11 protein-coding genes are annotated in these 14164 nt (G+C 61.9%); all 11 read left to right on the forward strand.

All coding sequences use genetic code 11. From position 1 onward, the window contains the following. Positions 1-3: 3 nt before the first annotated feature. Entirely contained in the window at positions 4-1941 is a 1938-nt protein-coding gene (locus ACYCAX_RS25945; RefSeq protein ID WP_460249174.1) for a hypothetical protein, read from the forward strand. Further along, positions 1938-3905 carry a DEAD/DEAH box helicase gene (locus ACYCAX_RS25950; protein ID WP_460249175.1) on the forward strand — a complete coding sequence of 656 codons (1968 nt, stop codon included), beginning with the start codon at positions 1938-1940 and terminating at the stop codon, positions 3903-3905. The genes ACYCAX_RS25945 and ACYCAX_RS25950 overlap by 4 nt, the downstream gene beginning before the upstream one ends. A 102-nt stretch (positions 3906-4007) precedes the next feature. After that, complete coding sequence (pilL2, locus tag ACYCAX_RS25955) at positions 4008-5123, forward strand: PFGI-1 class ICE element type IV pilus protein PilL2 (protein ID WP_460249176.1); 1116 nt, start codon at positions 4008-4010, stop codon at positions 5121-5123. After that, a complete protein-coding gene (gene pilN, locus ACYCAX_RS25960; RefSeq protein ID WP_460249177.1) occupies positions 5120-6961 on the forward strand; it encodes a PilN family type IVB pilus formation outer membrane protein in 1842 nt (613 codons plus the stop codon). The genes pilL2 and pilN overlap by 4 nt, the downstream gene beginning before the upstream one ends. Positions 6962-6968: 7 nt before the next feature. Further along, the gene (gene pilO2 / locus ACYCAX_RS25965; protein ID WP_460249178.1) at positions 6969-8300 is read left to right on the forward strand and encodes a type 4b pilus protein PilO2; all 1332 of its coding nucleotides are present in this window, start codon (positions 6969-6971) and stop codon (positions 8298-8300) included. Further along, on the forward strand, positions 8290-8865 hold the full coding sequence (gene pilP, locus ACYCAX_RS25970; RefSeq protein ID WP_460249179.1) for a type IV pilus biogenesis protein PilP: 576 nt from the start codon (positions 8290-8292) through the stop codon (positions 8863-8865). The genes pilO2 and pilP overlap by 11 nt, the downstream gene beginning before the upstream one ends. A gap of 11 nt (positions 8866-8876) precedes the next feature. Further along, positions 8877-10436 (forward strand): GspE/PulE family protein, encoded by a 1560-nt coding sequence (locus ACYCAX_RS25975; protein WP_460249180.1) that lies wholly within the window; start codon positions 8877-8879, stop codon positions 10434-10436. Continuing rightward, positions 10429-11595: a type II secretion system F family protein gene (locus tag ACYCAX_RS25980; RefSeq protein WP_043273968.1), complete on the forward strand. Its 1167-nt coding sequence runs from the start codon at positions 10429-10431 to the stop codon at positions 11593-11595. Before ACYCAX_RS25975 ends, ACYCAX_RS25980 begins: the two co-directional genes overlap by 8 nt. A 23-nt stretch (positions 11596-11618) precedes the next feature. Next, positions 11619-12134, forward strand: a complete 516-nt coding sequence (locus tag ACYCAX_RS25985) for a type 4 pilus major pilin (RefSeq protein ID WP_043273966.1) — start codon at positions 11619-11621, stop codon at positions 12132-12134. 10 nt (positions 12135-12144) lie between these two features. Continuing rightward, positions 12145-13086, forward strand: a complete 942-nt coding sequence (locus ACYCAX_RS25990; RefSeq protein WP_043273964.1) for an ATPase, T2SS/T4P/T4SS family — start codon at positions 12145-12147, stop codon at positions 13084-13086. Continuing rightward, positions 13076-14164 (forward strand): shufflon system plasmid conjugative transfer pilus tip adhesin PilV (gene pilV, locus ACYCAX_RS25995; RefSeq protein ID WP_043273963.1); only part of this gene is annotated, 1089 nt, incomplete at its 3' end. The genes ACYCAX_RS25990 and pilV, both read left to right, overlap by 11 nt.

The raw sequence follows: 14164 nt of genomic DNA on the forward strand, positions 1-14164 counted from the left end.
CACATGTCAGCGGTCATAGATACCCCGGTCGACCCCATCCTTCGTCGCTTCACAGAGAGGCAGCGCGCAGTAGCCACTACCTGGGCAACGCATTTCGGCCTGGCAGATCAGCAGCGCACTGACTTCATCCGGACCTATCTGCAGCGAACCTCCACTGCTCGAGCCTGGTTCGTCAATGGCACGCATGGCCCGGAACAAACTCCATTTGGCATAGCGCGTTTTGGCAACACCCTTCAGTGGTATGACGGCCAAATCATCAGGGCACTTACGATCTCCACAAGCGATCGTGTTTCTCTGAGGAAACCCACACGCAACGGCGCCCTCGCACTCATCAGCCGGCTGGAGTCTGAACTGAGATGGCTCCAGGCCGGCGGAGTGTTTGCCGACACCGCCCTCCTCACGTCCTACTGTAAAAAAGCTCATCAGCTCGCCGGTAGCATGGCGAAGGACGACCTCGGGAAGTTCGCCCGCAATGTTCCGAGCCCTGCTCAACGAGGAAGCCACCACCGGTATTTCGGACCACGAACCCGCTTTTATCTGAAGCAGATAGGGGCAGTCCTCAAGGGATTCTGTAGCCAGCTCGACCCTGAAATCCTGTTTGCCATTCGCTCCGTGCGTTGTCCTTCTCCAGCCCTCTACAACTGGTTGGCCTCCGGTTGCAAAGAGCGACGCCTGCAGGCGCTCAAAGCCCAACCGATTTTGCTGCCGCTGCTTGTGCTTCCCGACCAGATCTCTTGGCCGTGCTCCGCTCACGGCACCTTTTTGCAAGTACCTTGGCCCGACCTGGCCCCCTACGCACTCAAGGCCCCCACCGACCTGGTCAAGGAATACCTCGGAACTGTCGCCTTCGATCAGATGCTGGGACACACCGTCGACGCGGGGCTCTCGCTGACGGACTTTCTGGCGTGGTACTTCCAGGTACAACCTTCGGCGATTCGCTTCATCGGTTCTTGCCGACCGTCAACCGCAGGTGGAGCGCTTGCCCAACTCTTGCGCGAAGGCAAGAACTCGGGCTGGCATGCCCTCCTCGCGGGCGCCTCCCTCGGAAATCGCCGTCCGAAAACTCGTGGTGACTGGACGGTCTTCTTCCAGTTGTTCAACCACATTCCCTGGGAAGTTCGTCCCGACTACTCGCTTCCTAAAGACCAGCAGCGTTGGAACCTGAATCGATTGCTTTCTGGATGCCCCAGCAGTTGGGGTGACCCGGCTTGGCCCGGGATCATGGCGTCCCTGCAGGATTTTGGCGAAGTCTTCCGGCAACTGAGCTTCACTGTTGAAGACCATGGTCAATGGGATGTCATTCAACAGGCCAAGCTCAACGCGGCAGCCTTCTTCCAGCACAGCAGCTACCGACAACTGGCCAACAAGGTGTCAGCCTTCCACAAGGCACTCGCCGAGATTCGCGAAGCAATCGACGCTGAGAAACCGGACCTGAAAGCGACCGACGAGTCGACCAGGTGGACACCCTTACTGGTCGAAGGGGCCGTGCTATGCCCAAACGGTATCGAGGCGGTTGAGCTGGTCTCTCCATCTCATCTCTGGAGCGAACACGTATCCCTCGACCACTGCATCGACTCCTATGACTTCTCAGCCTACCGTGGCGATTGCAGGCTGATTTCGCTGCGCCATGATGGGCGCCCACTCGCATCGGCCGAATTGATCCTCCGTCGAAAAAGTCATGAGCACCAGGGCACGTGGACCGTTCACCACCTGGAGTGCGCACAGCTGCGCTCGTATGGCAACGACCCCGTGCCGAAGGACTCAGCCGAAGGTAAAGCCTTTGCCTGGCTGATGCAGCAGATCAAAGCTGGATCGGTTCAGGTCAACTTGGACTGGCCGGACCACACCCAGCACATGACGAGATTTGCCGACTCTCATTGGCAATCCCGGCTGGCCGGCGCGGTTGCCCAGTGGGTGAGCACCCATCTGGAGGCAGCATGAAACGGCCACGGATGCTGAATCGCTCCCCGGAGCTGCTCGGCAAGGTCGTGTTCGACGGCTACGACTTCGGCCTCCAGCTGCCGTTCCTGGAAGGTGCCAACAAGGTGTTGCTTGCCCGCGGGGGATTCTTCATCCGTCGAGGCGACCATCCTTACCACCGGTACTGGAGGCTACCCAAGAGCAAGCTTTTCCACGAACTGGACCTTCTGTTCCACCGCCTGCAGGAGCTCGCCGAGGACCGCTACAGCGAAACCTGGCAGCGCTTCCAGCAGAAGCTGGAGCAGGCCCAGGCCTCTCCCTCCCGGGATGCATTCACCTGGGGCTTGATGCTCCGTATCGCCCCGCTGGCAGACGGCGGTGTGCTGCTCTCGGGCGACTACCACCCCGGCGTCGTTGCGGTCGCGCGGCGCATGCATGGCGTCTTCCTCGGTCACTCCAGCTCGTGGCGCATCGACGCTTCTGCAGAGCTAGTGCGCAGCAACGTGATCCTGGAGCTCGGACTAGCTGAGGACCAGTTCGAGATCCTCGATGTCGTCCAGGAGCTGCTGAGCGATGGCACTGTTGCGCCGGCAAAGGACATGCCCGGGATCAGCCTCGGCGGCCCTCCCCAGGAGCCCACAACCTCGGCTGGAGACGAAGACGTCTCCACCGATATCTATCTGGCGGCCGTCTCGCCGATCGAGCGTACCGAGTACACCGAAAGCGCGATCACGGAGGCCTTGCGCGGCTATTCACTCCTGGACCACCAGCCGGTGGGGATCGCTCACCTTCTGCAGCGGACCAGCGCGCTGCTGGCCGACGACATGGGATTGGGCAAGACGCGCCAGGCAGTGATTGCAGCCCACATCCGCGCTGCCGGCACGCCGATCCTGGTGATCACGCTATCGTCCCTGTTGATCAACTGGGAGCGCGAGATCCACGCGGTCTACCCCGAAGCCCAGGTTGCTCTGCAGCAGGACGATCCGACGGCAGAGTGGATGGTCATCAACTACGAGCGACTGGGTGATTTCGTCGTCCAGGCCGAGCGCTTTAGCGTCATGATCATCGACGAGGCGCACAGGCTGAAGGAGCCGACAGCGGAGTGGACTCGCCATGGATTCGACATTGCCGCGAAGGTACCCAACCGCTACCTGCTCACCGGCACGCCAGTACTCAATCGCGAGACCGAGCTCCACACGCTCCTACGCCTCTCCGGGCATCCCATTGGCCAGCTGTCGCTGAAGGACTTCTGCGAGCGTTTCGCCGGCAACCCCGAGTTCCGCCAGAACCTGCGCGCCGAGCTCGGCGACTGGATGCTGCGCCGACGCAAAGACGTCCTGCCCAACCTGAAAGGCAAGCAGCGTCAGCTGCTGCCCGTCGAGCTAGCTGCAGATGAGCGCCGCAAGTACGACACGATGCGCCTCGAGGACAGGCCCATCTTCGCTCGCCTTGGAGCGCTCAGGCGCTACCTGGAGCAGGTCAAGGTCCGCGTGGCCATGGACCTGGTCAGCGAGCTGGATCCAGCTGACAAGGTAATCCTCTTCTGCGAGTTCAAGCCAACGGTGGCAATGCTCAAAGAGCTCTGCGATCAGGCCGGCATCGGCAACGTCACCTTGGTCGGCACGGATACCTTGAAGAAGCGCCAGAAGGCCATCGACAAGTTCCAGGATGACCCCGACTGCCGCGTGTTCATCTGCACCACGTCGGCCGCCGGTACCGGCAACAACCTCACCGCAGCGAACTACGTGTTTTTCCTCGGCCTGCCATGGACGCCTGGCCAGCAAGACCAGGCCGAAGACCGCGCCTATCGCAACGGCCAGTTGCGCATGGTCATCGTGAAGATCCCGTTGGTGGAAAACACCATCGACCAGCAGCTGTGGCAGATGCTGTTAGCAAAACGCCAGGTCAGCATGGAGCTCATCGAGCCTGAGGCAGATCAGGAGGCGCTGGCAAAGTCTCTACTGGCAGCCACCATCGCGGCATAGGCCCGGAATAAATACCCCTACGCCGCGTTATCTATTTCCTACTGCGTACTGGCACTGCGCCTGCGAACGTGACCCCCATCATCAAAGGGGGCCTTTCGGTACATGACCAGGCAGTTGACCACTCTCTCGTTGCTCGCGCTTCTCACCGGCTGCACTACCCAGCCGGTCGAGACGCCCAAGCCCGCATTCGATAGCAGCCGCAATCCGGAAATGCTATCGCCCGACCTTTATCCCAGTGGGGGTGTGCCAGAGAAGGAGCCCGTCGTCCGGTATGGGCGCTACACCCTGGTCACGACACAACCGGACGCTGGTCAGCGCGATCTGATGGCCCAGATCATCGACGTCACCATTCCCTCGAACATGAACCCCAGTGTTCGGGATGCGATGCAGTACGTCGTTGAGCGCTCCGGCTACGCGCTGTGTCCCGCCAGCTCCGGGCACGTCAATATCCTCTACACCCGGCCGTTGCCAGCTGCACAGTACAAGCTGGGGCCTATGACCCTGCGCAACACGCTGCAGGTTCTGGCCGGTCCGGCTTGGCAGGTCAAGGTCGACGAGGTGAATCGCCAGGTGTGCTTCGTGCTTCGCCCGGGCTACCAGTTGCCAGAGCCTCCGCGGCCGGCGCCTACCATGTACGCCCAGCAGCCTGCCAGTACCAAGACCGCCACTCCGGCACCGGACTCTGCCACCGGCGCTGTCGTAGTAGCTGCGGTGCCCTCCAGCCCCGCCATCACCACTTCAGCTGCAGCCGCGCCGGCGGCCGCAGCCAAACCCGCAGTGCTCCCCCCAGTGGCACCCGCCAAGGATGGCCCTATCACTGCAGCCTCGACCTCGAGCACTGCCCCCAAGCCTGCCAGCACGCTCCCTGTACCAGCGAGTTTGAAATCTCCAGTGCCTGCTGCAGCTGCTGTCGCGCAACCTGCGCCTGTCACGTTCCCCGCGCCGATCCCCCGGCCGCTGCCCCAGGTATGGGCGGCCGAGACTGGATCAACCTTGCGCCAGAGCGTCGAGGCCTGGGCCAAGAAGGCCAATTGGACGCTGATCTGGAGCCAGGACGATCTGGACTACCCGATCCAGGCCCCGCTTCGTTTCGAAGGCTCCTTCGAAGAGGCGATCAAGCAACTGTTCCCGTTATACGACACCGCCCCGCGCTCCTTCGTGGTTGATGGCAGCGACGCTCAGCGTGTGTTGCACGTCGACGAGAGGAAGAAGAAATGACCGAACGCACCTGGGCACGCTGGGCCATTCTGCCGCTGGCCCTTTTCATGAGCAGCTGCTCGCTGCAGCGCGTGAACGACTCGGTTGCCCGTGCAGAGCTCGAGGGCAAATCGGCCGGGCAGTACACCAAGTACCTGCAGAACATGCAGCCCGAACAAGCGCGCGATACCGTGGTCTTCAGCAACAAGCCATGGGTATCGACCCAGCCGCTGGTGACCAAGCGCGGGCTTCCCTTCGGCAAGGACCACGACATTGCCTACCGGCCGGTGTCGGCCGTGTCGATCACCGAAGTGGCCCAGTACATCACCCAGCAGACCGGCCTGCCGGTACTGGTGGCACCCGATGCGCTCAACCCCGGCATCCTGACGTCCTCCAAGCAGTCGGGCAGCAACAACAGCGCGCCGGCGCCGATCAGCTCCGCTGGCCCAGACAGCCTGGCCGGCCTGATGCCGGCCAACGTGATTGGATCGGCTCCCAGCGGCGCGCGTAGCTTCGACCTTGGCCTTTCCGGAGCAGGCCTGATCGCTGGCATTAAATACTCCGGCCCGGTGTCCGGCCTGCTCAATCAGGCAACGTCCCGCCTGGGCCTGTCCTGGAACTACGACCCTGACCTGCAGGGCGTTCGAATCACCTACTTCGAGACCCGCACGTTCGACGTCTGGGCCTTTGGTGATGACCAGGTCATCGAAAGCACCGTGAAGTCTGGCCTGGTGACGTCAACTGGCTCCGGCTCGGGCGACAGCGGTACGTCGACGAGCTCTGGTGCTACCGGCGAGTCCGGAAGCAACCAGAGCACCACCTCCATCATCAAAACCTCCCTGCTGGCCGACATCGAGAAAAACGTTCAGGCCATGCTCAGCGTCCAACCGGAAGGGCGCATGTTCTTATCTCGCTCGACCGGCGCGATGACCGTCAGCGACAGACCCGAGGTCCTGAACAGAGTTGCGGCCTACCTCCGCGATACGAACCGGACCATCACCCGCCAGGTGCTGTTCAACGTGAAGGTAGCCGAGGTGACCTTTACCGACACGGATCAGAACGCCGTGAACTGGGACGCCGTGTACAAGTCGGTCTCCGGGAAGTGGGGCTTCTCGCTGTCCAACACCGTGTCTGGCATCAGCAGCGACGCTATTTCTGCCACCGGGAGCATCCTCGATACCTCCAGCTCGCCCTGGGCCGGCACCAAAGCAATCCTGCAGGCGCTGTCCGAGCAAGGCCGCGTTACCGAAGTGCGGTCCCCCTCGGTAACCACGCTCAACCTGCAGCCCGCTCCCATCCAGATCGGCAACGTGAAGAGCTATGTCGCTGCCAGCTCAACTACGACTACTGCATCGGTGGGCTCCAGCACTTCCTTGACGCCTGCGACGATCACCAGTGGCTTCAACATGATGTTGCTGCCCAAGCTCCTGGATCGCGAAAACATGCTGCTGATGATCACGCTCAGCATGAGCAGCAAACCCACCTTCCAGGAGTTCGAAAGTAACGGCTCGAAGGTGCAGAACGCCGACTACGACACCAAGAACGCAGCACCCAAGGTTCTACTGCGCAGCGGCGAGACTCTGGTGCTGACCGGATTCGACGAGAACAGCGAGAACGCCTCCAAGTCCGGGGTAGGCAGTCCGAGCTTCTTCGGCCTGGGAGGCGGCAGCAGCCGCACCTCGACTCACAGCTCCCTGGTCGTCCTGGTAACTCCGATCGTCCTGCCGGACAACCTCAACGGCAGCATCCAGATCGTCCCCAACATCCTGCAGGCAGCCGCCAACCTGGCTGCCAACGATGACGGGCAGAACACCCAGGTGTCGTGCAGCTCCAAGCAGCGCACCTGCTGGACCTTCTGAAGGGGCGATGATGAGCATTGACGCTCCCAAGGTAGCGGGCTCGCGAGTCCAGATCCTTCAGTACCGTGGCAGGGACTTCGTGACCGGCCTGCGCTGGCACCCGCTGGGCAGTCTCACCGGTTACATGAAAGAAGCGCGCAAGTTCGGGGAAGACAACGACCTGGACATCGTCGCCATACGGCGCACCCCGCGCATCATCCAGGCAGGCTTCGTATCGCGCACCGAGGGCGTGACCAAGGGCATGTACAGCCTGGCCGCGACTCTTGCCGGTCAGCTCGGCAACTCTTGGATCGCAGCTTGGCAGGTTGAAACTGATGAGGATCGCTACGCGGTCGTAGCCGTACATGACGGCGGGATCATCCCTGGTTGCGATCTCATCGGCACCGCCGCGGAAGTGCGCCGGCGCGTTGCACAACAGCGCAGCCGTGGCATCAACTTCGAGCACGAGTACCTCCCGCCAGAATTCGATATGGGCGGTGAGCCCCTGGACATCCAGGAGCTGCTTCAGCCATCCAAACTCAAACGCGAGTATCGCCTCCGACCGCTGGTATTCGGGCTGTCGAAAGCGGAGCTGGCTCAGTTGATCGTCATCGCGGTGATCGTCATCGGCGCCTTTGTGGCGTGGACACAGTGGCGTGCGCACCAGGAGCAGATCGCGCGCGAAGCGCGCCTGGAGGTAGAACGGAAGCGCCTCGAGGAGCAAGCCCGGCTGGAACAAGAAACAGGCACCAAACAGCCCCTGCAGGCGCTGGAACACCCTTGGGCGAAACGGCCCTCTGTCCCAGCCTTCGTCGAAGGTTGCAGCCGAGTAATGTACCAGCTACCCACGAGCATCCATGGCTGGACCTTCGCAAACGCCCAATGCGACGGCACGCAAGTCCTGGCTGCCTACAAGCGCGGTGGAAACAGCACCGCTGCGGAGCTCATTTCGGCCAGCGCCGGGCACTTCTCCGACCGACCGGCATTCTTCGACGAAGGAAACTCCGCAACGCTGAAGTTCGATCTTGCCCTGCCAGCAGCTGGTGACGAGCCGCTCGCGGAAGCGATCGACGCTCTGGCGGCCCTGTCGTCCTGGCTGCATGCCTTCTCCCAGGAGCCGACGCTCAAGGAGGTTCCTGTCGTGGTGCCTCAGGAGCCCGCGCTCCCGGGGCAACCCGCTCCGCCGCCCCCTCCGCCTCCCCAATGGAAGCAGTTCGACCTGAACTACGTCAGCGGCGTCCTTCCCTACGACTCACTCAACGGCGCCCCGCTTCAAGGGCTGCGGCTGCGCGAGATCAAGTCCGAGTACCAGGCCGGCCACCTGATGTGGTCGGTATCAGGAGACCTGTATGCGAAATAAGCAATTCTGGCTGGCAGCAACCGCCTGCTTTGTCCTGAGCAATGCCTGGGCGGAGGACGCCTCTCTCTCCGGCATCAGCGTGGGTGAGCTCGGGAAGGTGCAGAGCGAAACCATCCTCCTTAAAGCCAAGGCGGAGCGGTTGAAGGCTGAGCGCGAGAGCAATGGCGAGGATACGTCCAGCAGTCCCCAGCAAGCACCGAACGGATTCCCCGGCGCTTTCATTCAGCAGCCAGCTCAGTCTGCAGCGCCGGCGCCCAGCCGTACCAGCGGTGAACCGGACCTCCCGGTGGTGCGCGCAATCACCGGCTCCAGCCGTCGCCTGCAGGCCACCCTGCTTTTCAGCAGCGGCTACGAGCTGGATGCCAGCGTGGGCAAGGAGCTGCCCGGAGGATATCGCGTCAGTCAGATCACACTCGATAGCGTGTTCCTGGAGCGCGCAGGCAAACGCTACCCGCTCGGCTTCTCCGACAGGGCACCTACGCCTGCTTTGCAATCGCTGCAGCAGACCTCCGCGGCACCACCGTCAGTGCCGGCCCTGCCTGGTCTTGTTCCGGTTCAACGCTAAGGAGCACCGCGATGACCGATCTTTCTTCTGCCCCCATCGGCCAGGAAGGCGAGCAGGTCGAGGTGGACACGCCAACGTCGCCTCCTACAGCTTTACCCGTGAGCGTATTGACTGCCCCCGGTGGTGTTTTCGAGGTCAAGGAGGAGCTCCGCCAGGTACTGGCCCTGACGGCCGATGGCAAGCTACATGTCTCCCAGCAGCATCGAACCGATCACTACGTCATGGCCTTCATGGACCAGCTCGAGCGCCAGGATCACGACTTTGAAGTCGTCCAGTCGACACTGTCTGACATCAAGGCGCTGTACCAGACCTCCATTCAAGGTGGCTTCAACGCTCAGGTGGAAACTGACCGCCAGGCGCAGGCACTCGCGATGCTGGGGGACGCCCACCGCCGCGCTGCGAGCGACATCCATGTTGTAGTTGGCCATGACATCACCAAGATCAAATACCGGATCCATGGGCTCCTCTGGGAGGCTGCGCAGGAGAAGAGCCAGGTAGGGCGTGAGCTGTGCTCCGCGCTCTACAACAGCATGTGCGACGTCTCCAAGGACCACTACCAGCCGCAGATCCCGCAGGATGGGCGCGTCAGCCGCGAGTTCGTGAAACAGCTGGGCCTGTTTGGCGCCCGGATCGCCACTCGCCCCTTGGTCGAGGGGCCGCTGATGATCATGCGTTTGCTCTACGACGACGAGTCCAAGAAGTCGCTCGAGGAGCTGGGCTTCTTGCCGTCGCAGATTGAGCAGTTCGCCCGTCTTCGCAGCCTGCCCTATGGCATCAACCTGATCACCGGTCCCACCGGTTCCGGTAAGTCGAAGAGTCTGCAGGTCAACCTGAACCTGCTCCATGACGAGACCGAAGGTACGCGCCACATCCTCACTCTGGAGGATCCGCCCGAATATCCACTGAAGGCGAACCAATCCCCCCTGGGCGCCGGGGAGACTTGGAAGGACGGCATCAAGAACACCGTCCGCCTGGACCCGGACATTCTGATGTTTGGTGAGCTGCGTGACCTGGAGTCGGCGCAGGCCGCATACAGCGGTGGTATGACCGGCCACCTGGTGTGGTCGACGCTGCACACTAACAACGCAGTTGCATCGATCCAGCGACTGATGGACATGGGCGTTCCCAGCTACCTAGTCACCGATCCGGCGCTCACCACGGGGATCATCAACCAGTCACTCCTGCCGGTTCTGTGCCCCTCCTGCAGAATCCCTCTGCGCGAGAACCTTGACACGATCGATCACAACCTGAGGCTGCGCCTGGAGCAGCTGGGCATCGTCGACCAGGTCAACCTGCACGGCGAAGGCTGTTCCCATTGCAAGCACCTGGGTGTGGTTGATCGAACCGTCGTAGCCGAAGTGCTGTTGTCCGACTTGCTGTTCATGAAGACCTTCGTCGAGAAGGGAGCCAGCGCGGCGCGCCGTCATTGGGTGAAGGAAATGGGCGGTATCACCAAAATCACCCATGCCACCCAGAAGATCGCAAGTGGCCTCATTGATCCTCGGCACGCCGAAACCATCGTCGGCCCCTTGGATTTCGACCGCCAGTTGGTGGAGCTGACACATGCGTGATCTGCTCCTTGATCTGTGGGCAGGCTTACGCGAGGCCGCGCATGGCTGGGTGGAAACCTTCTATATCAAGCAGTTCGGCAAGAACGAGCGGATCCAGTTCTACGAGAGCCTGATGGGCGTCCTCGAGGACGGCATCCCGATTGAAGAAGCACTGGAGACCGTCGAGAAAGCCTTCAGCAACGACGGGAAGGAGCTCCATCCCGTCTCGATTGTGTGCGGCCAGGTCGCAATGCTGGTGCGTGGCGGCAAGCCTGTGGCGGAGGCCTGTCGCAGCTACATCCCATTCGACGAGTCCTCGCTGATCGAATCGGGGGAGGAAACCGGCAACCTCATCCAGGCCTTCCGCGACTGCGTGCGGATCATCGAAGCCAGGCAGCGCATCGCCAGCCTGGTGAAGTCGGTCGTTGCACTTCCGTCCCTCACCTGGAGCTTGATGGGCGCGCTCATGTATGTGATCGCCGGCTGGATGGTCCCTTCCATGTCGCAGCGTCAGGATCCTGAAAACTGGACCGGCGTGCCGGCAGTCCTCTATGCCCTGTCCAACCTGGTCACCCACTACGGTTTGGCGATCGTCATCGTAACCCTGACGCTTGTCGTGCTGTCGATCACGACCTTGCCCTACTTCTGCGGGCTGCAGATCAGCAGTAACAGCCCAGTCATGAAAGTGAAGTTCAGCGCGTTCCTGCAGAAGGCTCGAATTCGACTGGAGTCGATACCGCCCTGGTCAATCTACAAGGTCCTGCAGGGCTCGATCTTCCTTCTCAACATGTCGGTGATGCTCCGCGCCGGCATCAGCCAGCTCAACGCACTGACCATCCTGAAGCGCAGCGCAGCCCCCTGGCTTCGCGAGCGCATCGACGCGATCCACTACGGCGTCAGCTCCGGCAAAGACTTCGGCACTGCGCTGCGTCTTGCCGGCCACCAGTTCCCCGATGCAATGGCCATCCACTTCCTCCAAGTACTTGCCACCCGCAAGGGCTTTGCCAAGTCGATGGAACGGTTCGCCAACCGCTGGCTGGAACAGATGCTCAAGCGCGTAGAGGCGATCTCCGGCGCCCTGGTAACCGTCTCGGCCATCCTCATGGGCTTGCTCATGATCCTGGTCGTGGTGGGCATCTTCCAGTTGGCCTTGGGGCTCATGGATTCAATCCAACACTGATCAACCATAACGAGGTACAACCAATGGCAATCTCTCGCCACAACAAGCAGCGCGGCTTCCTCTCCATCGACGGCGTCATGTGGCTGATGCTGATCGCGATCGCCCTGGGCTTCATCGCCTACCTGGGCTTCAAGATGCTCTCCGGCTCCGACGTCGCGATCGAGCAAAGCAACATCACCACCATCATCGGCAATACCAAGAAGCTCAAGGGTTCGACTGGCTACGGCACCTCCGGCACCAACCTCGTGCCCTCCCTGATCGCCATCGACGGTACTGGCTCGATGGGGGTCTCGGGCTCGACGCTGACCAACCAGTGGAACGGATCCGTCACCAACGTGAGCAATGGCATGACCTTCACGCTCACCGAGACGAACGTGCCTAAGAGCGCCTGCATCACCCTGGTGACGAAAATCGCCAAGGACAAGCAGACCAGCACGGCGATCAACGGCGGGACTTCTACGGCCGGTGAGATCCTGGGCGCTGCGGCTACCACCAGCTGCTCTTCCGACTCCAACACCATCGCCTGGACGACCTACTAAGGGGGAGCGTGTGGGATTCATCTCCGAAGCACAGTTCGTCGACCTGTACCTCGGCGACGGCTTCTCGGACGTGAAGGGGCTGCCTGGGCAGCCCCGTCGCGTTCAGGCACCAGCCGAATGGGAGGTCGAGATCCAGCAGCTGCGGGAGCGCTGCCAGGAGCACCACAATGCCACTCAGGAGCCTGAGTTCTCCCTGCTGGTAGACGACGTGGTCCTTCGCGTCACCCAGCTGCAGGACGTGAACGCCAAACCGTTGTTCGTGCTGAACAAGTCGGCCGTCAAGATTCTCCCGCTCGACGACCTGGGACTTCCTGATCAGCTGCACGAGAGCCTGTTGGACGAGTTCACTCGCGGCCTGGTCTTTTTCTGCGGCGAGATGGGTTCCGGCAAAACCTCCAGCGCTGCATCCTTGGTGAAGGCCCGGCTTGAGGTTCACGGCGGCGTAGCCCTCACCGTCGAGGACCCTCCCGAACCCCTACTGCATGGCGTCCACGGCCCTGGGCGTTGCGTGCAGGTGCCAGTCTCACGCAAGCAAGGCGGCTATGAGGAAGCGCTCATCCGCGCGCTGCGCACGCGGGCGGAGATCATCCTAGTGGGCGAGGTCCGTGACTCCAAAACAGCGATGCTGGTGATCCAGGCTTCGATCAACGGGCACTTCATCATCTGCACCGGGCACTCGGGCAACGCGGCCCTGGGCATCGAAAGGCTCGCGGTTCTTGCACAGCCCTTGCTCTCGAACGCGCTCCAGGTCCTCTCCCAGGGCCTGGTCGCCGTCATCCACCAAACCCTCCAGACCGATTCGAAGGGCGCCAGACGCCTGAAGCTCCAGTGCCTATCACTGACTGGCGCAGATGCACCTTCCATTCGCGAAAAAATCCGGCAGGGGGACATCCAACTGCTGGAGCAAGACATTGCCCAGCAATCCTCGAGGAGTCTCTGGAATGATCAATAAGCGCCGGCAGGCAGGCCTACTCAGCGTCGACGCGGCGATGGGGCTCATCGTCCTCGCCGTACTCGTCACTGTGGCAATGCTCTGGATGGTCAACATGTCCAACCAGCAGAGCTACCGCATCGCTGCCGACAAGCAGCAGACGTTCGCGGAAGCATTCTCGAAGTATCTGAAGGACAACTTCGCCGTCGTGCTCGCGAACGCGACTGCAACCGCGCCTGTCCAGGTCACCGTGACCATGCTGCAGAACACCAACTACCTGCCGGCCGGGTTCACCGACACCAACGCCTTCGGCCAGACGATCATCGGCCTGGCCAGAAAGCCGAATGCGAACCAGCTGGAAGCAATCGTCGTGACCACTGGCGGCCAGACGATCCCTGAGACCGGGATCCGCACCATCGCGGAGAACCTTGGGGGACCTGGCGGGTTCATCTCGACGCTCAGCCCCAACGTCATCCAGGGTATCCGCGGCGGATGGCAAGTGGCCCTGAGCAACTACTCGATCAACCCGGGAGCAGGCCATACCGCCAGCGCACTGTTCCTCATGGATGGCGAGCTGGCCAACGACTACCTGTATCGGAATGCTGTGCCAGGCCATCCGGAGTTCAACACGATGAACACCGACTTCAACGTCGGGGGGCACAACATCAACAACGCCGCAGCGATCACCGCGACGGGGAACGTCACCACTGGCGCCGACGTCAGCGCGCGAAACGTCACTGCTACAGGCACGGTAACTGCCGCCACCGCCAACGTGACCGGAGAGACGTACACGGGGGGGTGGTTCAGAACCCGGGGTGATACCGGCTGGTACAGCGAAAAGTGGGGAGGCGGCATCTACCAGTCCGACGCGGACTGGGTGCGGATCTACAACAACAAGGGCCTGGCCACCGGCGGAACGCTGGTCGGCGGTCAGGTAGTCGCCTTCGGCAACATGACAGCCACAGGCCGCATTTCCACCAATGAGTACATCTCGATTGGTGGTGTCGCGACAGCTGGCACCGCCTGTGGGGATAGCAAACTACTCGCCAAAAGCGCCGACGGCTCGGGGGTCACACTATCTTGCCAATCCGGTGTGTGG

Source organism: Pseudomonas sp. MT3 (assembly GCF_054720805.1).